This is a genomic window from Pseudomonas sp. Van50 (assembly GCF_055390755.1).
In genome coordinates this window covers 1,081,963-1,108,526 of sequence record NZ_AP024343.1, presented here as the reverse complement: position 1 = coordinate 1,108,526, position 26,564 = coordinate 1,081,963, and the positions used below count along the sequence as shown (strand labels likewise).

General features: G+C 61.6%; 21 protein-coding genes and 3 tRNA genes. 4 read left to right on the top strand and 20 right to left on the bottom strand.

All coding sequences use genetic code 11. From position 1 onward, the window contains the following. Window positions 1-10: 10 nt before the first annotated feature. From ACZ5M5_RS04700 to ptsP, 3 genes are read right to left on the bottom strand one after another with little or no spacing between them, the layout of a single operon-like run. Window positions 11-1,753: a PTS fructose-like transporter subunit IIB gene (locus ACZ5M5_RS04700; RefSeq protein WP_464738711.1), complete on the bottom strand. Its 1,743-nt coding sequence runs from the start codon at window positions 1,751-1,753 to the stop codon at window positions 11-13. A 14-nt stretch (window positions 1,754-1,767) separates the two neighbouring features. Further along, entirely contained in the window at window positions 1,768-2,709 is a 942-nt protein-coding gene (pfkB, locus tag ACZ5M5_RS04695) for a 1-phosphofructokinase (RefSeq protein ID WP_464738710.1), read from the bottom strand. Beyond that, the gene (ptsP, locus tag ACZ5M5_RS04690) at window positions 2,709-5,573 is read right to left on the bottom strand and encodes a phosphoenolpyruvate--protein phosphotransferase (protein WP_464738709.1); all 2,865 of its coding nucleotides are present in this window, start codon (window positions 5,571-5,573) and stop codon (window positions 2,709-2,711) included. The genes pfkB and ptsP overlap by 1 nt, the downstream gene beginning before the upstream one ends. Window positions 5,574-5,861: 288 nt before the next feature. On the opposite strand from ptsP, the gene cra reads away from it, so the two are divergent. Next, complete coding sequence (gene cra / locus ACZ5M5_RS04685; RefSeq protein ID WP_060739206.1) at window positions 5,862-6,857, top strand: catabolite repressor/activator; 996 nt, start codon at window positions 5,862-5,864, stop codon at window positions 6,855-6,857. A gap of 20 nt (window positions 6,858-6,877) precedes the next feature. Next, complete coding sequence (locus tag ACZ5M5_RS04680) at window positions 6,878-7,654, top strand: TatD family hydrolase (protein WP_060739207.1); 777 nt, start codon at window positions 6,878-6,880, stop codon at window positions 7,652-7,654. A gap of 101 nt (window positions 7,655-7,755) precedes the next feature. Here ACZ5M5_RS04680 and ACZ5M5_RS04675 read toward each other — a convergent pair whose 3' ends face one another. From ACZ5M5_RS04675 to ACZ5M5_RS04660, 4 genes are all read right to left on the bottom strand, one after another. Further along, the gene (locus ACZ5M5_RS04675; protein WP_464739325.1) at window positions 7,756-8,460 is read right to left on the bottom strand and encodes a methyl-accepting chemotaxis protein; all 705 of its coding nucleotides are present in this window, start codon (window positions 8,458-8,460) and stop codon (window positions 7,756-7,758) included. A gap of 1,643 nt (window positions 8,461-10,103) precedes the next feature. After that, entirely contained in the window at window positions 10,104-10,940 is an 837-nt protein-coding gene (ampE, locus tag ACZ5M5_RS04670) for a regulatory signaling modulator protein AmpE (RefSeq protein WP_464738708.1), read from the bottom strand. Next, window positions 10,937-11,497, bottom strand: coding sequence for a 1,6-anhydro-N-acetylmuramyl-L-alanine amidase AmpD (ampD, locus tag ACZ5M5_RS04665; protein ID WP_464738707.1), 561 nt, complete (start codon window positions 11,495-11,497; stop codon window positions 10,937-10,939). The genes ampE and ampD overlap by 4 nt, the downstream gene beginning before the upstream one ends. Before the next feature lie 64 nt (window positions 11,498-11,561). Further along, on the bottom strand, window positions 11,562-13,775 hold the full coding sequence (locus tag ACZ5M5_RS04660) for a DUF1631 domain-containing protein (RefSeq protein ID WP_103308366.1): 2,214 nt from the start codon (window positions 13,773-13,775) through the stop codon (window positions 11,562-11,564). A gap of 223 nt (window positions 13,776-13,998) precedes the next feature. Here ACZ5M5_RS04660 and nadC point away from each other — a divergent pair, with 223 nt between their 5' ends. Continuing rightward, the gene (gene nadC, locus ACZ5M5_RS04655; protein WP_060739212.1) at window positions 13,999-14,847 is read left to right on the top strand and encodes a carboxylating nicotinate-nucleotide diphosphorylase; all 849 of its coding nucleotides are present in this window, start codon (window positions 13,999-14,001) and stop codon (window positions 14,845-14,847) included. Between the two features lie 38 nt (window positions 14,848-14,885). Here nadC and ACZ5M5_RS04650 read toward each other — a convergent pair whose 3' ends face one another. Continuing rightward, window positions 14,886-15,191: a DUF6388 family protein gene (locus ACZ5M5_RS04650; RefSeq protein WP_060739213.1), complete on the bottom strand. Its 306-nt coding sequence runs from the start codon at window positions 15,189-15,191 to the stop codon at window positions 14,886-14,888. 305 nt (window positions 15,192-15,496) lie between these two features. On the opposite strand from ACZ5M5_RS04650, the gene ACZ5M5_RS04645 reads away from it, so the two are divergent. Further along, on the top strand, window positions 15,497-16,045 hold the full coding sequence (locus ACZ5M5_RS04645; RefSeq protein WP_464738706.1) for a hypothetical protein: 549 nt from the start codon (window positions 15,497-15,499) through the stop codon (window positions 16,043-16,045). 14 nt (window positions 16,046-16,059) lie between these two features. On the opposite strand, the gene ACZ5M5_RS04640 is transcribed toward ACZ5M5_RS04645, so the two are convergent. The 12 genes from ACZ5M5_RS04640 to tpiA all read right to left on the bottom strand — a co-directional run bounded on the left by ACZ5M5_RS04640 (window position 16,060) and on the right by tpiA (window position 26,564). After that, a tRNA-Thr gene (locus tag ACZ5M5_RS04640) sits at window positions 16,060-16,132 on the bottom strand. A gap of 125 nt (window positions 16,133-16,257) precedes the next feature. Beyond that, window positions 16,258-18,363 carry a polyribonucleotide nucleotidyltransferase gene (gene pnp, locus ACZ5M5_RS04635; RefSeq protein ID WP_060739215.1) on the bottom strand — a complete coding sequence of 702 codons (2,106 nt, stop codon included), beginning with the start codon at window positions 18,361-18,363 and terminating at the stop codon, window positions 16,258-16,260. Between the two features lie 194 nt (window positions 18,364-18,557). Further along, window positions 18,558-18,827, bottom strand: coding sequence for a 30S ribosomal protein S15 (gene rpsO / locus ACZ5M5_RS04630; protein WP_011332409.1), 270 nt, complete (start codon window positions 18,825-18,827; stop codon window positions 18,558-18,560). A gap of 143 nt (window positions 18,828-18,970) precedes the next feature. Continuing rightward, window positions 18,971-19,888 (bottom strand): tRNA pseudouridine(55) synthase TruB, encoded by a 918-nt coding sequence (truB, locus tag ACZ5M5_RS04625; RefSeq protein WP_060739216.1) that lies wholly within the window; start codon window positions 19,886-19,888, stop codon window positions 18,971-18,973. 3 nt (window positions 19,889-19,891) lie between these two features. Beyond that, a complete protein-coding gene (gene rbfA, locus ACZ5M5_RS04620) occupies window positions 19,892-20,293 on the bottom strand; it encodes a 30S ribosome-binding factor RbfA (RefSeq protein ID WP_060739217.1) in 402 nt (133 codons plus the stop codon). Between the two features lie 159 nt (window positions 20,294-20,452). Continuing rightward, entirely contained in the window at window positions 20,453-22,972 is a 2,520-nt protein-coding gene (infB, locus tag ACZ5M5_RS04615) for a translation initiation factor IF-2 (protein WP_060739218.1), read from the bottom strand. 27 nt (window positions 22,973-22,999) lie between these two features. Next, the gene (gene nusA, locus ACZ5M5_RS04610) at window positions 23,000-24,481 is read right to left on the bottom strand and encodes a transcription termination factor NusA (RefSeq protein WP_003177868.1); all 1,482 of its coding nucleotides are present in this window, start codon (window positions 24,479-24,481) and stop codon (window positions 23,000-23,002) included. 59 nt (window positions 24,482-24,540) lie between these two features. Then, the gene (rimP, locus tag ACZ5M5_RS04605; RefSeq protein WP_053118762.1) at window positions 24,541-24,999 is read right to left on the bottom strand and encodes a ribosome maturation factor RimP; all 459 of its coding nucleotides are present in this window, start codon (window positions 24,997-24,999) and stop codon (window positions 24,541-24,543) included. 140 nt (window positions 25,000-25,139) lie between these two features. After that, window positions 25,140-25,216: transfer RNA gene (locus tag ACZ5M5_RS04600), tRNA-Met, on the bottom strand. A 97-nt stretch (window positions 25,217-25,313) separates the two neighbouring features. Next, window positions 25,314-25,399: transfer RNA gene (locus ACZ5M5_RS04595), tRNA-Leu, on the bottom strand. Between the two features lie 21 nt (window positions 25,400-25,420). Beyond that, complete coding sequence (gene secG, locus ACZ5M5_RS04590) at window positions 25,421-25,804, bottom strand: preprotein translocase subunit SecG (RefSeq protein ID WP_003197714.1); 384 nt, start codon at window positions 25,802-25,804, stop codon at window positions 25,421-25,423. A 4-nt stretch (window positions 25,805-25,808) separates the two neighbouring features. Beyond that, window positions 25,809-26,564: a triose-phosphate isomerase gene (gene tpiA, locus ACZ5M5_RS04585; RefSeq protein WP_060739219.1), complete on the bottom strand. Its 756-nt coding sequence runs from the start codon at window positions 26,562-26,564 to the stop codon at window positions 25,809-25,811.

Here is a 26,564-nt window from a genome sequence, read left to right as displayed (position 1 = left end):
AAAGAAGCGATCAGGCCTTGGCCGGCTCCAACGCCATCTCCACCACCTCAGGCCGCTTGAGCAGCGCGTACGCCACCGCCGTCAGCAGGCTCCCCGCCACGATCGCCAGCAAGTACAACAACGCATGGTTGATGGCGTTGGGGATCAGCATCACGAACAGGCCGCCGTGGGGGGCCATGAGCTTGCAGCCGAAGTACATCGACAGCGCACCGGTCAGCGCACCGCCGGCGATGCTCGCCGGGATCACCCGCAGCGGATCCTTGGCCGCGAACGGGATCGCGCCTTCGGAGATGAAGCACAGTCCCAGCACCAGTGCCGCTTTACCGGCCTCGCGCTCGGTCTGGGCAAATTTGCGTCGGGCGATAAACGTGGCGATGCCCAGGCCAATGGGCGGCACCATACCGGCAGCCATGGCCGCGGCCATCGGTGCATAACTCTGCGAAGCCAGCAGCCCCACCGAAAACGCATAGGCGGCCTTGTTGATCGGCCCGCCGAGGTCGACGCACATCATCGCCCCCAGCAGCACGCCCAGCAGAATCGCATTGGTGGTGCCCATGCTGTCGAGGAAGTGGGTCAAGGCCTCGAGCATGCCCGCCACCGGTTTGCCGACGATGTAGATCATCACCAGGCCGGTGAACAGGCTCGCCAGCAGCGGGATGATCAGGATCGGCTTGAGCGCTTCCAGGCTCTGGGGCAAACGCGCGTAGCGGCTGATCGCCTTGGCCGCGTAACCGGCCAGGAAACCGGCGATGATCCCGCCAATGAAGCCGGCACCCAGGGTACTCGCGAGCATCCCGCCGATCATGCCGGGCGCCAGGCCTGGCCGGTCGGCGATGGAATAGGCGATGTAGCCGGCCAGCAGCGGCACCATCAATTTGAACGCGGTCTCGCCGCCGATCTGCATCAGCGCGGCCGCCAGGGTTCCAGGCTCCTTGAAGGCCTCGATGCCGAACACGAACGACAAGGCGATCATCAAACCACCGGCCACCACCATCGGCAGCATGAACGACACGCCCGTCAGCAGATGCTTGTAGGCGCCGGTCTTCTCCGACTTGGCCGGGGCGCTGGCGCCGCTCGACGCACTTTCCTGGCGAGCTTCGACCAGCGCTTTGTTCAGCGTCGCTTCGGCCTGTTTCAAGGCGATGCCCGTGCCGCAACGGTAGATCTTCTTGCCGGCAAACCGCTCGGTGGCGACTTCAATGTCGGTCGCCAGCAGCACCACGTCCGCTTCGGCGATGGCCTCGGCGCTCAACGGGTTGCGCGCCCCCACCGAACCCTGGGTTTCCACTTGCAGGTCATAGCCAAGCTTCGTCGCCGCCTGCTGCAAGGCCTCGGCGGCCATGAAGGTATGGGCAACGCCTGTTGGGCATGCGGTGATGGCGACCAACCGCGGGGCACGCTCGGCCGACGCCGCCGGCGCTTGCGCGGACGCGTCTGCCTCGCCCAGAACCTCAGCCTCTACGGCGCCACGACGCAGCACCGCATCAACGTCCTGGAGGGCCAGGGCCGGCGTGCTGCGGAACACCCGCTTGCCGACGAACCGCGACAGGTCCACCGGGCCGCTGGCGACCAGCAACACCCACTCCGCCGCTTCAAGGGTCGCCGCCGACAACTGGCGCTCCGGATGGGCCGCGTCATGGACCTCGACGCTGGTACTCCAACCCTGGCGCTGCGCCGCGGCGTCCAGCAGGCGGGCGCACAACACACTGGTAACCATGCCGTTCGGGCAGGCCGTCACAATGGCTAGTTTCATTCTTGCGAACCCTCTTATTGTTCTGTCAGGGGGCGCACGCGCACGCCCTGTTCAAGCGACGCCAGCACCGCGGTGTCGTGGATGCCAAAACCGATCTGCGTGACCGCCATGGCGGCGATGGCCGTGGCAGTGCGCAGTGTCTGTTCCGGGGTGTCGGCGCTGAGCAGGCCGTGGAGCATGCCCGCCAGCAGCGAATCCCCGGCCCCCACGGTACTGACGACGCTGACCTTGGGCGGCGAGGCATGCAACGCCGCACCGACGCAGAACCAGTTCACGCCATCGGCACCGTGGGAAATCACCACATGCTCGATACCCTGGGCATGCAGGCGCTGCGCCGCTTGCGCCTGGGCAGCTTCGCTCACCACCTCGCACCCTAGCGCATCGGCCAGTTCCTCGGTGTTCGGCTTGATCAGCCACGGCCCCGCCGCCAGGGCAACGCGCAAGGCTTCGCCACTGGTGTCGAGGGCCACGTGCAGGCCGAGTGTCTTCAAGCGTGCGATCAATGCCTGCAACCACTGCGGGCTGACGCCCCGGGGCAAGCTGCCCGCCACCACGACCACGTCGTGGCCGGGGGCGATCTGTTCCAGCCGCGCCAGCAAGGCCTGCTGTGCGCCGGCATCGACCACCGGGCCCGGCCCGTTGAGGTCAGTGATGCGCCCGTCCTGCTCGGCCAGCTTGATATTGCTGCGGGTCTCGCCGGGGACACGGATAAAGGCGTCGACAAAACCCCGGTGGGCGAACAGCGTCTCGAACACCTGGGCATTGTCTTCACCCAGAAAGCCACTGACCGTCAGCGTATGACCCAGATCGGCCAACACCTGGGCCACGTTCACGCCCTTGCCAGCGGCGTGGGCATGCATGGCGTCGCTGCGGTTGACCTGGCCCGGCTCCAGGCGCGCCAACTCTACCGTGAGGTCGAGCGCCGGGTTGAGGGTCAGGGTTAGAATCTTCGCCATTACAGCGCCTCCACTAATGCGCGCACGTCATCGGCGCTGCCCACGGCCAAGGCCGCTTGGGCCAGGGTTTGTACTTGCGCCAGGCTCAGTTCGCGAACCCGCGCCTTGACCTCGGCAATGCTACGGGCCGAGACACTCAGCTCGTCCACGCCCAGGCCCACCAGCACCGGCACCGCCAGCGGATCGGCCGCCAATTCGCCACACACACCGACCCATTTGCCATGGGCATGGGCGGCGCGCACGGTGATGTCGATCAGTTGCAGCACCGCCGGGTGCAAGCCATCGGCCTGGGCCGAAAGGGTCGGATGCCCCCGGTCGATGGCCAGGGTGTATTGCGTCAGGTCATTGGTGCCGACGCTGAAGAAGTCGACTTCCTTGGCCAGCACGGGCGCGAGCAACGCGGCGGACGGCACTTCGATCATGATCCCCAGTTGCAGGTCCGCCACCGGGATTTCCAGGCGCAGACGCTCGGTCATGGCCCGGGCCTGGCGCCACTCATCGACGCTGCCCACCATCGGGAACATGATCCGCAGTGGACGGCTGTCCGCCGAGCGCAGCAAGGCCCGCAATTGCGCTTCCATGACTTGCGGGCGCTGCAAAGTCAGGCGAATGCCCCGCACGCCGAGGAACGGGTTTTCTTCTTTCGCGATCGGCCAGTACGGCAGCGGCTTGTCGCCGCCCACATCGAGGGTACGCACCACCAGCGGCCGCCCGGCCAGGCCATCGAGCACCTTGCGGTATTCGGCTTCCTGGGTCGCTTCGTCCGGCGCCTGGCTGTGGGCCATGAAAATCAGTTCGGTGCGCAACAGGCCAATGCCTTCGGCGCCCTGCTCCACCGCGCTGGCGACGCCGGCGCTTTCACCAATATTGGCGAACACTTCCACGGCATGCCCGTCACGGGTCAGCGCCGGTTCGTGGCGCTGCTCGGCCGCGACCTTGAGACGCTGTTCGCGGGTATCGCGCTCTTCCTTGGCGCGCTGCAACGTAGCGGCGTCAGGGTCGACGTGCAGGCGACCGCGCTGGCCATCCAGCAGCAAGGACGTACCCGGCGCCAGCAACAATACCGCCGCACCAGCGCCCACCAGCGCCGGAATGCCCAGGGCGCGGGCGACGATGGCGCTGTGGGCAGTGGCGCCGCCACGGGCGGTGAGAATCCCCGCCACACGGGTCGGGTCCAGGCGGGCCACGTCGGACGGGCCGACTTCGTCCATCACCAGGATGTAGGGTTGATCGGGCTCGTTAGGGGTTTCGACGCCACACAGTTGCGCCAGCACCCGACGGCCGACGTCTCGCAGATCGGCGGCCCGTTCGGCCAGCAAGGCATCCTGCAAGGCTTCCTGCTCTTTGGCGGCGGCTTCGATCACCCCCATCCACGCCGCTTGCGCACTCTCGCCCAACTTCAAGCGGGTGTCGACTTCGTCGGTCAGTTCCGGGTCGTCGAGCATTTCCTGGTGGGTGATGAAGATTTCGCGGATGGCCTTAGCCTTGGCGCGTTCGATCAGGCCTTGGATATCACTGCGCACCTGGCTCAAGGCGTTCTGCAGGCGCTCGCGCTCGATGGCCGCCGATTCACCGCGCAGCGGATAGTCGATGGCCTGCAATACCTGGATGTGAGCCGGGCCGATGGCGATGCCCGGGGCGGCGGCGACGGCCTGGATCAGGCTGCCGGATTCGGGCGCCAGCATGACGGTCGCGACCTCGGCCATCACGGTTTCCCGTGGTGCACTCGGTGGCGGCAGCGGTTCGACCTCTTCGCCCAGGCCTTCTTCGATGGCGGCCAGCAGTGCCGGCAACGCGTCGTTGGCAATGCTCGGTTCGGCGATGAACTCCAAGACCTGGCCGCGACGGGCGCCCAGGCTCAGCAGTTTGCTCAAGCTCTTGGCCGACACGGCGCTGTCCTGGCCGTCGACAATGCGCACGCGGATTTCGCCGTCGAAACTTTTTGCCAACTGGGCGAGGATCTTCGCCGGGCGTGCATGCAGGCCATGGGCGTTGGCCAGGCCGATGCGCGCGCTGGGCCAGTCGGCGGGCAATTCGCCGCCGAGCACTTCCAACACCTTGCGGCTGCTGGTGGCGCGGCCCAGTTCGTGGCCGCGGCCTTCGATCAGCAAGGCGCAGAGCCTTTCCAGCAAGGCCTGGTGGGCCTCGCCGAGGCTGGCGAGGCAGAACAGTCCGCTCAGCGGTTGGCCCAGGTAACGGATGGGTTTGTCCGGGGTGACGAACGCCAGGCCAGGGCGCTTGACGGTCTGCTCGCTGTGCAGCCACCACAAGCCATCGCCCAGGGGCAGCGCATCGACTTGCTGCAACACGCCGGCAAAGCCGTTGCTCACGCAGTCGGCCTGGCGCAACAGGCGGGCGCCGCGCCATACCAGTTCTTCAAAATCGTCAGCCGACACACCGAGGCCGATCATCTGGGCATCCAGGGCCAGTTCCTGCGGCGCACCTTGCAGCAGCTTCAGCAGCGCTTCGGCAGAACCGGCGCGGCGCAAGGCCTGGCCCAGGTCCGTCTCGCCGAGGGCGCGGGTCAGCAGTTGCAGCAGGCGCAGGTGTTCGTCGGACTTGGCGGCGATGCCGATGGCCAGGTAGACAATCTGGCCGTCGCCCCAGTCCACGCCTTCGGGGAATTGCAGCAGGCGCACGCCGGTGGAGTAGACCAGGTCGCGGGTCTGCGGGGTGCCGTGGGGGATGGCAATACCTTGGCCAAGAAAGGTCGAACCCTGGGCTTCACGGGCCTGCAAGCCAGCGAGGTAACCCTCGGCTACCAGACCATCGGCCACCAGTTTGTCGGCGAGCAGTTGCAGTGCAGCGTCTTTATCCACAGCCGTCTGCGCCATGGATATCTGCTCTAGAGTGAGCTCGAGCATGCTTTCTCCTTTTTGGCGTCCGGTTGGCGCCAGGTATTGTTTTGAATGAATCAGCTTAGCGTTACAGGACGGCTTTTGGCGGTATCGCGGCAGCACCGCCAAAAATCCTGCTAGCCTTGAAAATACGCTTGCTGAAACGTTTAATCTAGAACGATTGGCACGTTACTCGATAATCTCTCATCGTTGAAGTGCAACTTGTCGTAAGCGCTTGGGCGGTAACCGTCAGCTTGAATCGGGTAGGATGGCCCTTATCCTCGGGGCTAACTCGAAAAAACAAGGAAAACCTGGTTGAAACTCAGTGATATTGCTCAATTGGCCGGTGTGTCTGTAACCACCGCCAGCTATGTCATCAATGGCAAGGCCGAACAGCAACGCATCAGCAGCGCCACCGTCGAACGGGTGCGGGCGGTGGTCGAGGAACACGGCTTCACGCCCAACCCCCAGGCCGCCGGGCTGCGCAGCCGGCACACCCGCACCCTGGGCTTCATCCTGCCAGACCTGGAAAACCCCAGTTACGCACGCATCGCCAAGTTGCTGGAACAAGGCGCACGGGCACGGGGCTATCAGTTGCTGATCGCCAGCTCCGACGATGCACCCGACAGTGAGCGGCAACTGTTGCAACTGTTCCGCGCCCGGCGCTGCGATGCGCTGATCGTCGCCAGCTGCCTGCCGGCCGGCGACGACAGCTACCAGCAGTTGCAGGCCAAGGGCATACCGATCATCGCCATCGACCGGGTGATGGAACCGGCGCATTTCTGCTCGGTAATCAGCGACGACCGCCAGGCCAGCCTGCACCTGACGCGCAGCCTGCTGGAGACCCACCCTCGGCAAATCGCCTTGATCGGCGCCCGTCCCGAATTGAGCATCAGCCAGGAACGGGCCGCAGGTTTTCGCGAAGCCTTGGCCGGGTTCGAGGGCCAGGTGTTGATCGAGCATGGCGAGTCGTTCAGCCGTGAATGCGGCCGGCAGTTGATGGATGAAATGCTCGCGCGCCTGGGGCATCTGCCTGATGCATTGATCACGACGTCCTATGTGCTGCTGCAAGGGGTGTTCGACGCCCTGCATGATTTCCCGCTCAAGTCGCGGCCATTACGCCTGGGCACGTTTGGTGACACGCAGTTGCTGGATTTCCTGCCGCTGCCGGTCAATGCCATGTCCCAACAACATCAGTTGATCGCCGACAAGGCCCTGGAACTGGCCCTGGCGGCCATCGAAAACGATGACTACCAGCCTGGCGTGCAGGCCATCGCGCGGACGTTCAAGCAGCGGATCCACCAGGGCTGACGTTTTCTCAGGATTGATGCATGGAGTTGATCGACACCCACACCCACCTGGACTTCCCGGACTTTGACGCGGACCGCCCGGCGCTGCTGGCCGAAAGCCGCGCCTTGGGCGTGCGGCAAATGGTGGTGCTGGGCGTGTACCGGGACAACTGGCAGCGGGTCTGGGACCTGGTGCAAAGCGACCCGGACCTGCATGCCGCCCTGGGCCTGCACCCGGTGTACCTCGACCAGCATCGACCCGACGACGTGGCGTTGTTGCGCGACTGGCTGAGCCGCCTGGCCGGGCACCGGCAATTGTGTGCAGTGGGCGAGATCGGCCTGGACTATTACATCGAGACCCTGGACCGTGACCGCCAGCAAGCGCTGTTCGAAACGCAGTTGGAACTGGCCGTGGAGTTCGAACTGCCGGCACTGATCCACGTGCGCCGCAGCCATGCCGCCGTGATCGCGACCCTCAAGCGCATCAGCCCCACCCGGGCGGGGATCATCCATGCCTTCGCCGGCAGTTTTGAAGAGGCCCGCGAATACCTCAAGCTCGGCTTCAAACTCGGCCTCGGCGGTGCGGCGACCTGGCCTCAGGCCCTGCGCATGCACCGGGTGCTGGCGAAACTGCCGCTGGATGCGGTGGTGCTGGAAACCGACTCACCGGACATGGCCCCGGCGATGTTCCCGGGGCAGCGCAACAGCCCGGCGCACTTGCCGGCGATTTGCGAGGCACTGGCCGGGATCATGGCGGTGACGCCCGAGCGACTGGCCGAGGCCAGCACCGCCAACGCCCGCGATTTGTTCAACTGGTAAAAACCCTGTGGGAGCGAGCTTGCTCGCGATAGCGGTGTATCAGTCGAAAAACAGCTTGCCTGACACTCCGCTATCGCGAGCAAGCTCGCTCCCACAATGGTCTACACCCGAAACGCATTGATCAGTTGCTTGAGCTGCACCACCTGGGCAGACAGCTCACGGCTGGCGTTTTCGGTCTGGTGCGCGCCTTCGGCCGTGCGTTCGCCGGCGCGGTTGATCTCGACGATGTTCTGGTCGATGTCATGGGCCACGGCCGTCTGCTGCTCCACGGCGGCGGCGATCTGCTGGTTCTGGTCGACGATCATGCCGACCGCACCGAGGATATTGTCCAGGGCCTGTTGGACCTGTTCCGATTGACCGACCGTGCCGCTAGCCATCTCATGACTGGTGCCCATCGCCTTGACGGCGGCACCAACACCGCCGTGCAGGCGGGTGATCATCGCTTCGATTTCTTCGGTCGATTGCTGGGTCCGCTTGGCCAGGGTCCGCACTTCATCGGCCACCACCGCAAACCCCCGACCCTGTTCACCGGCACGGGCGGCTTCGATGGCGGCATTGAGGGCCAGCAGATTGGTCTGCTCGGCGATGCTCTTGATCACATCCAGCACGCGGCTGATGGCCTGGCTGTCGGTCGCCAGTTGGTTGATCACCTGCACCGACTGATCGATCTCACTGGCCAAGCGGGCGATGCTGCCCTGCTGCGACTCCACCAGCCCGCGCCCGCTGAGGGTCTCGTCGTTCACGCTGTGGGCACTGCTCACGGCAGCGGCGGCACTGCGGGCCACTTCCTGGGCCGTGGCCGACATCTGGTTCATCGCCGTGGCCACCAGTTCGATCTGGCTGCGCTGGCCGGCGACGGCCTGGTTGCTCTGGGCCGATACCGTTTCCACCTGCCCGGCCTGGCGTTCGACTTCCGCGACGGTGCGGCCGACCTGTTCGATCAGGTCATGGATCTTCGCCACCGTACCGTTGAACACTTCACCCAATTCGCCCAGTTCATCCTTGCTGCGCGCCACGAAATTGACCGTCATGTCCCCCGCCGCCACTTTGTCCATCATCTGGCCCAAGTGCTGGAGGGTGGTGCGGGTCGACGCGTAGAAGCCGGCGTACAGGTAAAAAATCAACAGGAACACCGCCACCAGCGCCACGGCTTGCAGCACCATATGGCTACGATTCTGCTCAAGCCGCTGCTGCAACTGCACACCGAGAAAACCCTGGGTCGCTTCGTTCAGCCGATACGTCTGCTCCATCAGGCCGCTGACCTGCTCGAAGAACGCCGGCCACGGTGCATCGAGGGTGTCGGCCATCACCACTTGCTCCTCGATCAGCTCCGACGCTTTCTTGAGGCTGCTCTTGCTACCGTCGGCCTGGGCGCCAAGGGTTTGCCCGGCGGCCTTGCTGGAGCCGAGGGCGTCCTGCAGTTTCAAGTCGTACTCGCCCTGGAGCTTTTCGATCTGCGCCAGCAACTCGTCGAAGCGGGTGCTCGATGCCGAATTGAGAAACCCCAGCCCCAGCGAGGACGCGCCCAGCGCCCGGCCATCGCCGAGGATCTGGGTGACCTTGGGGGTGGTACCGATGATCAATTCGCTGAGTTGGCGGATGTCGCTCTGGTTGTCGCGGCTCAGCCCCGCCTGGCTGGCGATGATCTGGCTGAACATCTGGGCGCTGTTGAGCAACTTGCCGATCAGCGCACTTTTGCTCTGCAGGGAGCTTTCCGCCTGCTGGGCCTTGAAAGCAGCGATCATCTCATCGCGCTTGGCCTCGAAGGCACTGACCTGCTCAGGCTCGACGGCCATGGCGGTCATGCCTTGCAGGCGCGTGAGGACCTGTTGTTCCAGGCTGCCGATCTTCGCTTCGACATCACCAGCCTTGCCGGACTGGCCCAGGCTGGCGTTGATCTGCACCAGGTTGTTGAGGGTTTCCAGGTCCCGGCGCAGGGCCAGGCTGCTGCCCAGCAGGTCGAGGCTTTGCAGCTCCACTTGGGTGCCCTGGAATTCCCGATAGGAATCACGCACCAGAAAGAAGTTGGTCACCAGCATGGGTAGCAGGAACAGCACGCTGATCAGACTGAACTTCATGCCGAAGCTCAGGCGGTTCATCAGCGCGACGGCGGGCCAGAGCAAACTCTTCACAAGGAAGCCTCCCGGTAGTGTTCTTATTGTTATGAGCTCGCGCACGGAGACAGCAGAAAGCCACTATTCGGGCGCTGTCCCTGTATAGCCTAAATCGGCGGGGAGATTTGTAACTTAAGGTTAACGAGAAGGCCTGACACGGTTCAGCTGTGGTGAGGGGATTTATCTGTAGGAGCAGGGCTTTGTGGGCAAGGCTTTGTGGGAGCAAGGCTTGCCCGCGATAAGCGATGCGGTCTTTCCGAAATCACGGCGCCCGCATCGCGGGCAAGCCTTGCTCCCACAGAATCCCTCGCCACAAGGAAATGTGTTGGTTGTTCTCAGGCCAACACCGTCCACAACGCAAACCCGGCATACCAGAGCACCGCCGCACGCAGCAGCAATTCCCACAGGCGATCCAAGCTATTGATGCCATCCGGCCCGGCGACGGGCCTGGGGATTTCTCCAGCCACCAGGCCGACCTTGTCGATGAGATCGGCGGCGCTGATGTTCCAGTTCAACAACTCATGCAGCATGACCCGGCTGACCGCGACAAAATTGCCCACCAGGGCGAAGCTTGCCGCCAGCAACCGCACCGGCACCCAGTCGAAGGCATGGCGCATTTGCGCGGCCCGCTCGGCCACGCCGGGGTTCTGGCTGTGCTCGGCGGCCAGCGCCAGCAGTCGATAGCTCAAGGCCGCGACCGGGCCCAACAGGAAGTACCAGAAAATCACCGCGAAAAAGCTCTGGTAGGCCTGCCACAACAAATGCCCCTGGATCCGCTCCAGCAATTGCTCACCGTCATCGGCCTCAATGTCCAGGTCGCGCTTGGCCACATGGGCCGCCGCTTGCAGGTCCTCCCGACGCCAGGCGTCACGAAACGGCCCGAGGGCAGCCAGCAGATCGCCGCGCCCCAGGCTGTAAATCACCACCAGCAAATGCACCGGCAGCGCCAGCAGACCATAGGCCACGGGCTCCAGCACCCACAAAAGCAGCGCCAGCAGGGCCACCGGCAGCAGGACCATTACCGTCAGCACCAGCCAAGGTCGGTTGACCCACCGTGGGCTCGCCTCGAGCTTGTTCAGCTCGAGCAGCCAACCACCGTCGCGCTGGACCCGCTGGCGCAAGGCCGAGAATTTCTCGATCCAGACGGCCAGCAGCAACACCAGAAAACTCATTGTCCTTCCCCTTCTGTCAGGGCCGCGCGATAGCGCGCCCAGTCGAATGCCGGTCCCGGATCGGTCTTGCGCCCCGGTGCGATGTCGCTATGCCCGCAGATACGCTGCACAGTGATCGCCCTGAACGCCGCTTGCAACTGCCGGGTCAGGTCCACCAATGCGACATATTGCGCGTCGGTGAACGGCAGATCATCCGTGCCCTCAAGCTCGATGCCCAGGGAAAAATCGTTACAGGTCTCGCGCCCCTCGAAGCACGAGACGCCCGCATGCCACGCACGGTCCAGACAAGAGACAAATTGGGTCACGGCGCCGTCACGCTCGATCAGAAAATGCGCAGAAACCCGCAGGTCGGCGATACCGGCAAAGTAGGGATGTTCCGTGACATCCAGACGATTCTGGAAGAATTCCTGCACCTTGCCGGTGGCGAATTGTGCCGGGGGCAGACTGATGTTGTGGATCACCAGCAGGGAGATTTCGCCCTCGGGGCGCCCATTGAAGTTGGGCGATGGGCAATGACGCACCCCCTCGCACCAACCGCTCGCGGAGTCCAACTGCATACAGGTTCCTTCGGTGACGACGGTGAATGCCGTCAGTATGCCGTGATCGGACCGGACTGCGCGATCACTTGCCGCGATTGAGCTGGCGCAGATTGCCCAGCACCGACTCCAGCGCCCGGTCGAACAACAGGGTGTCGTCCAACAGCCGCGCCGCGCCGCGACGAAACTCCAGGGCCAGGCTGGTGCGGCTGTGCTCCAGCACCTTGAGGCCGGTGCGATTGACGAAAACGTATTTGCCGGTGGCCTCGATGATCGCCGCCAGCTTGCAACGCAGGGTATTGTCATCGTCCTCCTGGAACTCGACCCAGCTCCCCAGGTGCAACTGATCGACTTGCAGCAGGCCGACATCATCCGCCGGCAAATGCACCGCCACGCTCTCCACCGCCGTTTTTTGCGGAGGGCGCAGGACGATTTTTTCCAGCACCTCGACCATCGCCGGCGAATCGAACGGCGGGGCCTGTTCCGTTGCCTGGCCCGTGCGTTCGAGCGCCTGCACATGCAGGACTTCCAGCTCACTGAAAAACTCGCTGGTGGCGAACGGGTCGAACGCCGAACGGCTCAGGCCGTCACGCAGGGCCTTGAGCAGCTCGGGCACCATTGCCAGCAAACGCAGGCCGGCGTCGGGCTCGTCGTGAGGCTGGACGCTCCAGATCAATTGCTCCAGGGTCAGGACGTCGGCCTGCCACTCGGCGGAATACTTGCCGTGCTTGAAGCAGGTCAGCAGCAACACCTGGCTCCAGGCGTGTTGCACGAACTCCACCACCGATTGCGGCAAGACTTTGCCCAGCATCACCTGGTTCAGCGCCCCTTCGACGCGCTGTCGCGCCAGTTCGGCCTTGGCCCGGCCCTCTTCGGCGTCACGGATACGCTGCTCAAGCAACTCGCTGCGGCGCCGCTCGTCACTGGTGAAGGCCAGGAAATCGGCCAGCAGCTCGGAGAAAATCGCCGGGTCATCGACGAAATCATTCAACAAGCGCTGCACGACTTGTTCGATGCGCAAATACAGGCTGTCGCGCTGATGGTCGTCGCAATCGCCCCAGCCCATGGCAGCGGCGGCGATTTCGTTCAGCAGCCGCCGGGCCGGATGATTGCCGCGGCTGAAGAAGCTCTTGTCCTGCACCGCGACCTTGAGCATCGGGATCTGCAGGCGACCGATCAGGGCCTTGAAGGAGTCCGGGAGGTTATGGTCGTCGAGGATGAATTCGAACATCATCGAGATCAGATTGATCACGTCCTCATCGGCGCCTTCGACCACCCGGGACTTGCCACTCCTGACGCTGACCCGGGTCAACAGTTGTTCGAGCTGGCTACGCAGGTCGAATTCATCCTGCACGGCAGGCGCTGGGACGTACTGCTGCAAATGCGAGAGCAACCGCAGCAGGTCACGGGTCGAGATCGGCTGGGGCGACGCGCTGGCTTCCAGGGTCGGCGCCACACTGCCACGCACTTGCATCAACAGCTTCTGCAAGGCGGTGAACACTTCCTGCACGCTGTCGTCGACCTCGGCATCGCTGGGCTTGGCAGCGATTTCGGCGCTGGGCCTGGGGTTATCCTCGGAACGATCCGACGCCCGGCGCGCCGGGGTCACCTTGAGCTCCGGCAAGATGCCCGTGGCGGCCAGCAACTGATTGGCCTCGGTATAGAGCTGGTCGCACTCGCTGAGCACATAACGCTCGAAGAGCTTGAGCAGGATCAGCTTGACCTTGATGCCCACGCCCAGGTTACGCCCGGCCTGCAGGAACTTCTCGCACAGCAGTGCCGGGCTCAGGGGGTTGTACTGGTTGGCCAGCGGTCGGTCCAACAGCACACCGAGCCGGGCCGTCAGTTGCTCCAGCGACACGCCATCGCGCCTGAGCACCCGAGTGACCATGGCCTCGACCGCCAGATGACGTTCCAGCTCATCGTGGGAGCGCTGGGTCTGGCCGTCCGGCGCCAGGGCGGGCGCCAAGCTGGCGTGGGTCAGGTCGTACTGGGCCAGGCTGACGAAGGTCTCGAAAAACTGCTCGATGAATTCCCGCTCGATGCTTTTGCGCTTCAGGCGCAGGTCCCGCATGGCCTCGAAGTACAGGTTCTGCTCGACGTCGTCGCGCGCCCGGTCGGCCATTTCAAACAAGGTGTCGTCGGCGTTATCGAACAGCCCCTGCAAGCCCAGGCGCAACTGTTGGGCGGCCTTGTCGCGAACCTGAAGCAGAATCACAGGCAGGCGGGCGAGCGGCGAGCGATTCGCCTGATCGGTAGGCACCTTGTGTAAAGGCACTACATTCCCGTCGTTGTGCATCCTGGCCTCCTGAAACGGTTTTCGGTTCGCAACGTCAAAGCCATGACGTCAATCGAAAGGCGGATTATCAGGTAAAACAACCCTGTCGTACCAGCAGACTCTGTGATCCAGCTCGAAATACGGCGCAATAAGTGACCGGGAAAATGAGGAAATGTTGCGAGGACGCGACCAAATGCAGGTTTCGACACCCTATAATCGGGCCACTTTGTTTGTGGAGCCCGTTATGCCGAATCTACGCCTCGCCGATCTGACCGCCGAAATCGAAGCCAACGTGCGCCGTGCGTTGCTTGAAGACATCGGCAGCGGCGACATCACCGCGCAACTGATCCCCGCCGAACGCCTGGCCAAGGCCACCATCATCACCCGCGACGCGGCGATCATCAGCGGCACGGCCTGGGTCGATGCCGTGTTCCGGCAACTGGATCCGCGTGTCGCGGTGCATTGGCAAGTGCACGACGGCGACCGGGTCAGCCCCGATCAGGCGCTGTTCCACCTGGAGGGCCCGGCCCGCTCGCTGCTGACCGGCGAACGCAGCGCCCTGAACTTCCTGCAAATGCTCTCGGGCGTCGCCACGCGGGCCCGTTACCTGGCCGACTTTGTCGCCGGGACCCAGGTCAAGCTGCTGGACACCCGCAAGACCCTGCCCGGCCTGCGCCTGGCCCAGAAGTACGCGGTCACCTGCGGTGGCTGCCATAACCACCGCATCGGCCTGTACGACGCTTTCCTGATCAAGGAAAACCACATCGCCGCCTGCGGCGGGATCGCCCAGGCCATCGCGGCCGCCCACAAGATCGCACCGGGCAAACCGGTGGAAATCGAAGTGGAAAGCCTGGCGGAGTTGAACGAAGCGCTGGCGGCCAACGCCGACATCATCATGCTCGACGAACTGAGCCTGGACGACATGCGTGAGGCTGTGCGCCTCAATGGCGGCAAGGCGAAGCTGGAGGCCAGCGGCGGGATCAACGAAAGCACGTTGCGCCCGATTGCCGAGACCGGGGTGGACTACATCTCGATCGGCGCGATGACCAAGGATGTGAAGGCAGTGGATCTGTCGATGCGCTTGAGCCTCTGACAACGAAAAACGCCAGCCTTGAAAGGCTGGCGTTTTTTTCAGACCACCAGATTGTTCATCTCGCAGTACTCATCCCATTCCACACCCAGCACCTCGGCCGCTTCCTTGTGCAACGCAAGGCGCTGCACCTCGAACTCCTCAGGCGTGCTGGTGTACTTGAGCGTCAACTCCCAGGGTTGCAGCCCCTGGGCTTCAGCCTCGTCCTCGAACGCCCATTGGATCTGGTCCTTTTGATCGTCGGCAGACAAGTCCTTGATCTCTTCCAGCAACTGGGGCGCATCCAGCACGTACTTCTTCAGCGCTTCTTCGTGCCTGGCTTCCTGGGTCAATTCTTTAACAGTCATGGCGTTCTCGTTGATCGGGGGAATGGAAGATGGATCTGGATCATCAAGGATCTCTCTGACGCAAAAAACCGTGTGAAGCCCGGTTTATCTGGCCTTCAGAACCATTCGGGGATCATCTGAAAACTGCTGGGCGATGCACATGCAGGCAACGAATATAGGATGTTTTGCCGACGATTTACACGGTTCTTTACATCTATCCCACAAAAAAACCATGCGCCCGAGAAACCAGGGGAGCTTGGGAACATCTGTCAAAATAACCAGTCATAGCCATGTGCCATGCCGGCACTTCACAAGGAACCCCAGTGATGCGCAGCTTTTCGAAACGCTCGTCGATCCAACTTGCCACCGCGACTTTGCTGCTTGGTAGCCTGACCTTGACTGACGTGACTCAAGCGGCGGTTGAAGTCTCCTCCGATGGGCCGTCTGACAACGATGCCATTCCCGCCCTTCACTATGACCAGTTCGATAAGTACAAGCTCGTCAAGACCGATGTCAGCGCCAGCGTCCTGGAAAGCCTGCCGAAAACCGTGAAAAGTAATGCTGACGAACTGGAAAACCAAAAGCGCACCCTCAGCGAGCAAGCCCGTCAGATCGAAGAACTCAAGCGCAACAGCGGCTCCAGCTCCACCTCCAGCAGCAAGGAGATTGACGAGCTCAAGCGCACCGTCAAGGAACAGGAACGCGACCTGAACGACCTTGGCAAGCAAGTGGAAGAACTCAAGCGCAATAGCGGCTCCAGTTCGAGTTCGAGCAACAGCGAGATTTCGTCCCTGAAACGGGAACTCAGCGATCAGGATCGAGAGATGGACCAGCTCAAACGCACGGTCGAGGAACTGAGCAGGAAGGTGAAATAACGAGGGGGAAATCTTGCCCGAGACAGGAATCGAACCTGCGACCTTCGCGTTACGAGTGCGCTGCTCTACCGACTGAGCTACACGGGCGGTGGCTAAAACTAGCACCGTCTCCCGTGGCCAGGCAACCTGCCTGGCAGGGATTTTCGTCACACAGCAAAACGCCCCGAACCAGTCGGGGCGTTTGCTTGTTCAGCGGTCAGGCGATGGGGCGATTAAACGCCCGATGCCTTGGCTGCTGCGACGTCCTTGATGGACAGCTTGATACGGCCGCGGTTGTCCACGTCCAGTACCAGCACTTCCACTTCCTGGCCTTCTTTCAGGATGTCGGTCACTTTCTCGACGCGAGCATCGCTCAGCATGGAGATGTGAACCAGGCCGTCCTTGCCCGGCAGGATGTTGACGAACGCGCCGAAGTCGACGATGCGTTCAACCTTGCCGACGTAGATCTTGCCGATCTCGGCTTCCGCGGTGATCCCCAGGACGCGCTGGCGTGCTGCTTCTGCCGCTTCCTTGGTTTCGCCGAAGATCTTGATCGAACCGTCGTCTTCGATGTCGATCGAAGCCTTGGTTTCTTCACAGATCGCACGGATCGTCGCGCCGCCTTTACCGATGACATCACGGATTTTGTCGGTGTCGATTTTCATCGCGATCATGGTCGGAGCATTTTCCGACAGCTCGGTACGGGACTGACCGATGATCTGGTTCATCTGGCCGAGGATGTTCAGGCGCGCTTCCAGGGCTTGGCCCAGGGCGATTTCCATGATCTCTTCGGTGATGCCCTTGATCTTGATGTCCATCTGCAGTGCGGTGACGCCCTTGGCGGTACCGGCCACTTTGAAGTCCATGTCGCCCAGGTGGTCTTCGTCACCCAGGATGTCGGTCAGGACGGCGAATTTCTCGCCTTCTTTCACCAGACCCATGGCGATACCGGCAACCGGTGCCTTCATCGGCACACCAGCGTCCATCAGGGCCAGGGAAGCGCCGCAGACCGAAGCCATGGAGCTCGAGCCGTTGGACTCGGTGATTTCCGATACCACACGAATGGTGTACGGGAACACGTCAGCGGCTGGCAGCATGGCCTGGACCGAACGACGGGCCAGACGGCCGTGACCGATTTCGCGGCGACCGGCGCCACCCATGCGACCACACTCGCCCACCGAGAACGGCGGGAAGTTGTAGTGCAGCATGAACGGGTCTTTCTTTTCGCCTTCCAGGGTGTCCAGCAGTTGCGCGTCACGGGCGGTGCCCAGCGTGGCAACGACCAGGGCCTGGGTTTCGCCACGGGTGAACAGTGCCGAACCGTGGGTCTTTGGCAGGACGCCGACTTCGATGTTCAGCGGACGTACGGTGCGGGTGTCGCGACCGTCGATACGCGGCTTGCCGTTAACGATGTTTTCGCGAACGGTGCGGTATTCGATTTCACCGAAAGCCGCTTTCACTTCAGCGGAAGACGGCTGGCCTTCTTCACCGGACAGCTTGGCAACGACCTGGTCTTTCAGCTCGCCCAGGCGTGCATAACGGTCGGCCTTGACGGTGATGGTGTAGGCCTGGGAGATCGCTTCGCCGAACTCGGCACGGATCGCGCCCAGCAGCTCGGTGGCTTCGGCTTGCGGAGCCCAGGTCCAGGTTGGCTTGGCGGCTTCGGCAGCCAGTTCCTTGACGGCGTTGATCACCACCTGGAACTCGTCGTGGGCGAACAGCACGGCGCCCAGCATCTGGTCTTCGGTCAGCTCTTTGGCTTCGGATTCAACCATCAGCACCGCTTCGGAAGTACCGGCCACGACCATGTCCAGGCTCGAAGCCTTCAACTGCTCGTAGGTCGGGTTCAGCAGGTAGCCGGTGCTTTCGTGGAACGCGACGCGGGCAGCGCCGATCGGGCCATCGAAAGGAATGCCGGAGATGGCCAGGGCAGCCGAGGTACCGATCATCGCAGCGATGTCCGGATCGGTTTTCTTGCTGGTGGACACGACGGTGCAGACAACCTGCACTTCGTTCATGAAGCCTTCTGGAAACAGCGGACGGATCGGACGGTCGATCAGTCGGGAAGTCAGGGTTTCTTTCTCGGAAGGACGGCCTTCGCGCTTGAAGAAACCGCCAGGGATCTTACCGGCAGCGTAAGTCTTTTCCTGGTAGTGGACAGACAGAGGGAAAAAGCCCTTGCCTGGATCGGCTTGCTTGGCACCGACAACGGTCACCAATACGCTGACGTCGTCGTCAACGGTGACCAGCACTGCGCCGGAGGCCTGACGGGCGATACGGCCAGTCTCGAGGGTAACGGTCGACTGACCGAACTGGAATTTTTTGATTACCGGGTTCACGGTGTCCTACCTTCTTTGTGGCTCTTGGGGAACTTGTCTTCTTGCGAAATTCTTGGGCAATGACGGGAATCGGCCCGACGCCTGTCCAGGGTAAAACGTGTATCCAGATAAAACTTGAGGCTGGGAGCCTGCCATGCGCCAGCGGGAAACCCACTGACGCACGACAGACCACCAACCTCTAGCGCAATCGCTTATTAGCGACGCAGACCCAGGCGAGCGATCAGAGCGCTGTAACGGCTCACGTCCTTGCCTTTCAGGTAGTCCAGCAGCTTACGACGCTGGTTTACCATGCGGATCAGACCACGACGGGAGTGGTGATCCTTACCGTTGGCCTTGAAGTGACCTTGCAGTTTGTTGATGTTGGCGGTCAGCAGTGCAACTTGCACTTCTGGCGAACCAGTGTCACCAACAGCTTGCTGGTAGTCAGCTACGATTTGAGCTTTTTCTTGAACGTCGAGAGCCATGAGGCAATCCTTTTAGTCAGGAAACTGTTCCGAGGAAACAGCTTCAACAGGCCAGGGACAAATCCCTGTATCTATAAATGAGTAGTGACCGTGCCTGTTAACAGCCACACTCGCCAACCTGCTGTTACGCAGGCTGGTTCCGGTCATTCCGACCGAATCAGTCGACGCGGCGCAATGCGCCCGTCTTCGCTCACTTCACCGATACCGATGAAACGACCGTTGTGATCCTGTACCCGGACCATGCCGAACTTCGGCGCATCCGGGGCGCGTACCGGCTGGCCGTTGAGCCAGTAGAACGCACTGTGTTCCGAGAACTGCAAGAGCGGCCAATCCAGCAACCCGCTGTCCGATGGCATCAGGAAACGGTCGACCGCTTCGTTGCCGCCTTCGGCATGCACCGCTTCGAGCTCTTCCAGCGTGACCGTCTGGGCCAACGTGAAAGGTCCGGCCTGGGTCCGTCGCAATTCTGCCACGTACGCGCCACAGCCGAGCTGCTCGCCGATATCCTCCACCAGGGTCCGGATATAGGTGCCCTTGCTGCAATCCACGGCCAGCCGCGCAGTATTACCGTCAAAGGCCAGCAATTCCAAGCGCGCAATAGTAACAGAACGCGGTTCGCGCTCCACTACTTCGCCTGCACGGGCCAGTTTATACAACGGCTGCCCATCACGCTTCAAAGCGGAGTACATCGGCGGTATCTGGCTGATTTGCCCGCGAAAACCCGGCAAGACCGCTTCGATATCCGCCTGACCAACGGTCACCGGGCGCTCCAGCAAAACCTCACCTTCGGCATCCGCCGTGGTGGTGGTCTTGCCCAGTTGCGCCAGGGTTTCATAACCCTTGTCGGAATCGAGCAGGTACTGGGAGAACTTGGTCGCCTCGCCAAAGCACAGCGGCAGCACGCCGGTGGCCAGCGGATCGAGGCTACCGGTGTGCCCGGCCTTTTCAGCATTGAGCAGCCAGCGAACCTTCTGCAACGCCGCGTTGGAGGTGAACCCCAGCGGCTTGTCGAGCAGGATGATACCGCTGACGTTACGACGGATACGTTTGACCTGAGCCACCGATTACTCCTTGGTGTCTTCGGGGTCAGCCGCAACCGGGTGCTGGCTGTCTTGCGCCACGGCGCGCTCGATCAGTGCCGACAGATGCGCACCCCGTGCGACGCTTTCGTCGTAGTGGAAGTGCAACTGTGGGACGCTGCGCAGCTTCATCTCCCGGGCCAGCTGCATACGCAGGAAGCCGGCGGCCGAGTTGAGCACCTTGATGCTCTGGGCGATTTCTTCGGCGCTGTCCTGCCCCATCACGGTGATGAAGATCTTGGCGTGACCGACGTCACGGCTGACTTCCACTGCGGTGATGGTGACCAGGCCGACGCGCGGGTCTTTGACTTCGCGACGGATCAGCTGGGCCAGCTCGCGCTGCATCTGATCGCCGATTCGTTGGGTACGGCTGTATTCTTTTGCCATGTCTTGTTACCTGTTACTGCCCCACGGTGAAACCCGCGAGGTCTGAAAGCGGCAAACGCCCGGCCTGGCAAAAGCCAGACCGGGCGTTGCGTTTAGAGTCCGCCAGCCAGGCAGTGCATGTTCATGCGGCTGCCCGGTGCGGCTCTTGAAGTGCGCGAGTTAGAGGCTGCGAGCAACCTGGACCTTCTCGAAGACTTCGATCTTGTCGCCGACCTTGACGTCGTTGTAGCTCTTGACGCCAATACCGCACTCCATGCCGGCACGTACTTCGGAAGCGTCATCCTTGAAGCGGCGCAGGGATTCCAGCTCGCCTTCGAAGATCACGATGTCTTCACGCAGTACACGGATCGGACGGTTACGGTGAACGACACCCTCGATCACCATGCAACCGGCGATGGCGCCAAACTTCGGCGAACGGAACACGTCGCGAACTTCGGCCACGCCCAGGATGTTCTCCCGCACGTCGCTGCCCAACATACCGGTCAACGCTTTCTTGACGTCTTCGATGATGTCGTAGATCACGTTGTAGTAACGCATATCCAGGCCTTCCTGCTCGACGATCTTGCGAGCGCCAGCATCGGCACGCACGTTGAAGCCGAACAGTACAGCGTTGGAAGCCAGTGCCAGGTTGGCGTCGGACTCGGTGATACCACCGACACCGCCGCCGACCACACGCACTTGCACTTCGTCGTTACCCAGGCCATTCAAGGCGCCGTTCAACGCTTCGAGCGAACCACGGACGTCGGATTTGAGGACGATGTTGAGCGTCTTCTTCTCTTCCTGGCCCATGTTCTCGAAGATGTTTTCCAGCTTGCCGGCGTGAGCACGAGCCAGTTTGACTTCGCGGAACTTGCCTTGACGGAACAGAGCCACTTCACGGGCTTTCTTCTCGTCAGCCACAACGCTCATCTCGTCGCCAGCATCCGGGGTGCCGTCCAGGCCGAGGATCTCGACCGGGATAGCCGGACCGGCTTCCTTGATGGACTTGCCGTTCTCGTCGAGCATGGCGCGCACGCGGCCATAGTTCGAGCCGACCAGCACCATGTCGCCTTGACGCAAGGTACCGTCCTGGACCAGGACAGTCGCCACCGGGCCACGGCCCTTGTCGAGACGGGATTCAACAACCACACCACGGCCAGGAGCCGAAGGTGTAGCGGTGAGTTCCAGAACCTCGGCTTGCAACAGAACGGCTTCGAGCAGTTCGTCAACGCCGGTACCCATCTTCGCCGAGACCGGAACGAATGGAGTGTCGCCACCCCACTCTTCGGAGGTCACGCCGTGGACCGACAGTTCGCTGCGGATGCGATCGAGATCGGCGCCCGGCTTGTCGATCTTGTTCACTGCAACCACCAGCGGCACACCAGCTGCCTGGGCATGCTGAACGGCTTCGATGGTTTGCGGCATGACGCCGTCGTCCGCCGCAACCACCAGGATCACGATGTCGGTCGCCTTGGCACCACGGGCACGCATCGCGGTAAACGCGGCGTGACCCGGGGTGTCGAGGAACGTCACCATGCCGCGGTCGGTTTCAACGTGGTAGGCGCCGATGTGCTGGGTAATACCGCCAGCCTCACCTGCTGCTACCTTCGCACGACGGATATAGTCGAGCAGGGAGGTTTTACCGTGGTCAACGTGGCCCATTACGGTCACGACCGGTGCACGGGAAACCGCCTCACCTTCAAACTTCAGCGACTCGGCCAGGGAATCTTCCAGGGCGGTGTCGCTGACCAGGGTCACTTTGTGGCCCAGCTCTTCAGCAACCAGTTGGGCAGTTTCCTGGTCCAGTACCTGGTTGATGGTGGCTGGCGTACCCAGCTTGAACATGAACTTGATGATTTCAGCAGCCTTGACCGACATCTGCTGGGCCAGATCGCCCACAGTGATGGTCTCGCCGATCTTCACTTCACGCACGACTGGGCCGGTAGGGCTCTGGAAACCGTGGGCGTTGCGTTTCTTCAGCTTGGCCTTGCCGCGACCGCCGCGACGGAAGCCATCGCTTTCCTCGTCGGTGGTACGTGGCGCAACACGAGGTGCTGGTGCCTTTTCCTTGACCGACGCACGGTGAGGCGCGTTCTTGCGCTCGCCATCGCCACTGCCACGACGGTTGTCGTCGGCACGTGGTTTGTCCGGACGACGCTGTTCATCGCGCTTGCGAGTATCGGCTGGAGCCGGCGCCGGTGCCACGACTGGTGCGGCTTCGCGCACAGGTTCGGCGACCGGGGCAACAGCCTCGACGGCTTCTACCGGAGCGGTTTGCGCAGCAGCAGGCTGGCGGCGCGCTTCTTCTTCGGCGCGACGCTTGGCTTCTTCTTCAGCCTTCTGACGAGCAGCATTTTCTACTGCGCGACGTTCTTCCTGTTCGCGTTTGCGCTCGGCTTCGATTTCTTCCGGGCTGCGTTGTACGAAGACTTTCTTCTTGCGTACTTCAACGCTGATGCTTTTGCTACCGGCAACACGCAGGGTGCTGGTGGTTTTACGCTGCAGAGTGATCTTGCGCGGTTCTTCCACTTTAGCCTTGTGACTGCTCTTCAAGTGAGTCAGCAGGGACTGCTTCTCACTGTCGGTCACATGTTCCTCGGCGGCGGTGTGCGGCAGACCTGCCTCACGCATCTGCTGCAACAGGCGCTCTACCGGTGTTTTGACCTCATCGGCCAGTTGTTTCACCGTGACTTGCGTCATGCACTTCTCTCCTCAGGCCGCGCCTAATTACTCGAACCAGTGGGCTCGGGCGGCCATGATCAACTTGCCGGCACGATCATCGTCAATGCCGTCGATGTCGAGCAGATCGTCAATAGACTGCTCGGCCAGGTCTTCGCGGGTAATTACGCCGCGCACCGCCAGTTCCATCGCCAAATCCTTGTCCATGCCCTCAAGCGAGAGCAGGTCTTCGGCCGGATGGGCGTCTGCCAGCTTTTCCTCAGTAGCGATGGCTTTGGTCAACAAACGATCCTTGGCTCGAGCGCGAAGCTCGTTGACGATTTCCTCGTCAAAGCCGTCGATGTTGAGCATTTCCTCCACCGGTACGTAGGCAATCTCTTCCAGGCTGGTAAAGCCTTCATCCACCAGCACCTGCGCCAGCTCTTCATCGACTTCAAGCTCTTCGATGAAGTTGCGCAGGATGTCGCCGGTTTCAGCTTGCTGTTTAGCCTGGATGTCCGATTCGGTCATCACGTTCAGGGTCCAGCCAGTCAATTGGCTGGCCAGACGCACGTTCTGACCACCGCGACCGATGGCCTGAGCCAGATTGTCTGCGCCAACGGCGATGTCCATGGCGTGGGCATCTTCGTCGACGATAATTGCCGCCACTTCAGCAGGCGACATGGCATTGATCACGAACTGAGCCGGGTTGTCGTCCCACAGGACGATGTCCACGCGCTCGCCGCCCAACTCGCCGGATACGGCCTGGACACGCGAACCACGCATGCCGATGCAGGCACCTTGCGGGTCGATGCGCTTGTCCTTGGAGCGGACCGCGATCTTGGCACGCGAACCCGGATCACGGGAGGCGGCCATGACTTCGATCAGGCCTTCAGCAATTTCCGGCACTTCGATGCGGAACAACTCGATCAGCATTTCCGGCGCTGTACGCGACAGGATCAGCTGCGGGCCCCGGTTCTCGGTGCGGATTTCCTTGAGCAGCGCACGCAAACGCACGCCAACCCGGAAAGTTTCGCGAGAGATGATGTCTTCGCGAGCCAGCAACGCTTCGGCGTTGTTGCCCAGGTCGACGATCACGTTGTCGCGGGTCACTTTTTTCACGGTGCCGGAGATGATTTCCCCCAGGCGCTCGCGATAAGCGTCGACCACTTGCGCACGCTCGGCTTCGCGAACTTTCTGCACGATGACCTGCTTGGCAGTCTGTGCAGCGATGCGACCGAACTCAATGGATTCGATTTTTTCTTCGACGACATCACCAACCTTGGCGCCCGGGTGCGTTTCTGCAACCTTGCTTGGCCAGGTTTCGATAGCCGGATCGTCCAGGTCGGCTTCCTCGACGACCGTCCAGCGACGGAAAGTCTCGTAGGCACCCGTGTGGCGATTGATCTCCACACGCAAATCAACTTCGTCTTCGAACCGCTTCTTGGTAGCAGTGGCCAGAGCCAGCTCCAGCGCTTCAAAAATAACGTTAGCCGGTACGCCCTTTTCATTGGATACCGACTCAACAACCAGCAGTACTTCTTTGCTCATCGTACGCCTCGCCTTTCGCAAGCCATTGGATCCGCGGGATCCGCAGTATCTGGCACGTATCAGTCAAAACTGGGAATAATGTTGGCCTTGTCGATCATATCGATCGGCAACAGGAACTCATGGTCATCTACCTGCACCACGACGTCCTGCTCTTCTACACCGCGCAGAAGGCCTTGGAAGTTGCGTCGACCCTCGAAAGGCGAGCGCAGCTTGATCTTCACTTGTTCACCGGCAAACAAAGCGAACTGTTCAAGTGTGAACAGGGGGCGCTCCATGCCAGGCGAGGAAACTTCAAGGGTGTATTCGGAGGTGATTGGATCTTCGACATCCAGTACACCGCTGATCTGACGGCTGACGATGGCGCAATCATCCACCAACACGCCGCCTTCCTTATCGATATAAACGCGCAACAGTGAGTGGCGACCTTGAGCCGAAAACTCAATACCCCAGCATTCATAGCCAAGGGCCACGACCACCGGGGCCAACAAGGCCTGCAACTGTTCTAGCTTGCTCGACACCTGAACCCCCTCGTGCATGTTTGTGCATGCTGTGCAAATAAAAAAAAATGGGCGAATCGCCCATCCCTGAAACGCCGTCGAATAGCGGCGTTATAAAGTGTCCAGCTAACAAAAAGCCCCTTGGAAGGGGCCCCTGAAACTGGTTGCGGGAGCCGGATTTGAACCGACGACCTTCGGGTTATGAGCCCGACGAGCTACCAGACTGCTCCATCCCGCGACAAAGCTGGGGCGGAAGTATACGACCGATCCCTTACAGGGTCAATGTAACCCTTCCACCTACAAGAAAGCCCGCAATCGCGGGCTCTCCTGATAATTGGTACCGAGAAGGGGACTCGAACCCCTACACCCTATGGGCACAACCACCTCAAGGTTGCGTGTCTACCAATTCCACCACCTCGGCAATACAGCGTTTGAAACCTTCTTACTTCTGCTCTTGAGCTGGAGGCACGTCAGTCGCCGGGTTGGCCGACTTTTGCTCTTGAAGCACCGGGACATCATCAGAAGCCGGTTGTTGCTTAGGCGCTTCCAGTACCGCTGGGTTTGGCAAACCTACTTGAGTCAGCTCGTGAGCTTTCTCTTTAGCAAAGTAACCTAACCCTAAGCTGGTCATGAAGAAACCGGCGGCAAGTATAGCAGTAAACTTACTAAGAAAGGTAGAGGAACCTTGGCTTCCGAACACAGTATTTGAAGCACCTGCACCGAAAGACGCACCAGCATCCGCACCTTTACCCTGCTGCAGCAATACGAGAGCAACTACGCCCAGTGCACCCAGCAGATGAAAAACGACTACGACTGTTTCCAGCATTTTTTCAGTTTCCCGCGGCGCGACAGATCGCACCGAACTCATCTGCATTCAGGGACGCTCCACCAATGAGCCCCCCATCGATATCCGGCATGCCGAACAGTTCGGCCGCATTGGCCGCCTTCACGCTGCCGCCGTATAGAAGCCGCACACCTCGTGCCACTTCAGAATTCTCTTCCGCCAACTGCGCGCGGATGGCTGCGTGCACATCCTGCGCCTGTTGCGGCGAAGCCGTCAGCCCGGTACCAATGGCCCAGACCGGCTCGTAGGCAATGACTGCCTTTGCAAAAGCACCAACACCCAGGTCTTCGATGATGCTGCCGAGCTGACGCCCGACAACTTCAAGGGTCTTGCCGGCTTCACGCTGCGCGAGGGTTTCCCCTACGCACAACACCGGAATCAGACCACAAGCCTGGGCCGCAGCAAACTTGCGGATCAAGGTCTTGTCCTGCTCGCCCATGATCTGGCGACGCTCGGAATGTCCAACCAGGACCAGGGAGCAACCTGCATCCACCAACTGACTCGGTGCAATCTCACCGGTCAACGCACCTTGCATGGATTCCACCGCAGAGTTCTGCGCGCCGACCGAAATCGACTTGCCTTTCAAGCCATCAATCACTTGATTGATATACAAGCAAGGCGGGAATACCGCGACATCAACACCGCTTGGCAAGGCCAGATGACGAAGGCCATTGATCAGCTCAGCGACGCTGGCGCGGGTACCGTGCATCTTCCAGTTACCAGCTACCATAGGGCGACGCAT

Bases quoted from the DNA above. Each gene is read 5' to 3' on its own strand.
- ACZ5M5_RS04700 (WP_464738711.1), bottom strand. From the start codon at position 1,753: ATGAAACTAGCCATTGTGACGGCCTGCCCGAACGGCATGGTTACCAGT.
- pfkB (WP_464738710.1), bottom strand. From the start codon at position 2,709: ATGGCGAAGATTCTAACCCTGACCCTCAACCCGGCGCTCGACCTCACG.
- ptsP (WP_464738709.1), bottom strand. From the start codon at position 5,573: ATGCTCGAGCTCACTCTAGAGCAGATATCCATGGCGCAGACGGCTGTG.
- ACZ5M5_RS04680 (WP_060739207.1), top strand. From the start codon at position 6,878: ATGGAGTTGATCGACACCCACACCCACCTGGACTTCCCGGACTTTGAC.
- ACZ5M5_RS04675 (WP_464739325.1), bottom strand. From the start codon at position 8,460: ATGTCGGCCACGGCCCAGGAAGTGGCCCGCAGTGCCGCCGCTGCCGTG.
- ampE (WP_464738708.1), bottom strand. From the start codon at position 10,940: ATGAGTTTTCTGGTGTTGCTGCTGGCCGTCTGGATCGAGAAATTCTCG.
- ampD (WP_464738707.1), bottom strand. From the start codon at position 11,497: ATGCAGTTGGACTCCGCGAGCGGTTGGTGCGAGGGGGTGCGTCATTGC.
- ACZ5M5_RS04660 (WP_103308366.1), bottom strand. From the start codon at position 13,775: ATGCACAACGACGGGAATGTAGTGCCTTTACACAAGGTGCCTACCGAT.
- nadC (WP_060739212.1), top strand. From the start codon at position 13,999: ATGCCGAATCTACGCCTCGCCGATCTGACCGCCGAAATCGAAGCCAAC.
- ACZ5M5_RS04650 (WP_060739213.1), bottom strand. From the start codon at position 15,191: ATGACTGTTAAAGAATTGACCCAGGAAGCCAGGCACGAAGAAGCGCTG.
- ACZ5M5_RS04645 (WP_464738706.1), top strand. From the start codon at position 15,497: ATGCGCAGCTTTTCGAAACGCTCGTCGATCCAACTTGCCACCGCGACT.
- rpsO (WP_011332409.1), bottom strand. From the start codon at position 18,827: ATGGCTCTCGACGTTCAAGAAAAAGCTCAAATCGTAGCTGACTACCAG.
- rbfA (WP_060739217.1), bottom strand. From the start codon at position 20,293: ATGGCAAAAGAATACAGCCGTACCCAACGAATCGGCGATCAGATGCAG.
- infB (WP_060739218.1), bottom strand. From the start codon at position 22,972: ATGACGCAAGTCACGGTGAAACAACTGGCCGATGAGGTCAAAACACCG.
- nusA (WP_003177868.1), bottom strand. From the start codon at position 24,481: ATGAGCAAAGAAGTACTGCTGGTTGTTGAGTCGGTATCCAATGAAAAG.
- secG (WP_003197714.1), bottom strand. From the start codon at position 25,804: ATGCTGGAAACAGTCGTAGTCGTTTTTCATCTGCTGGGTGCACTGGGC.
- tpiA (WP_060739219.1), bottom strand. From the start codon at position 26,564: ATGCGTCGCCCTATGGTAGCTGGTAACTGGAAGATGCACGGTACCCGC.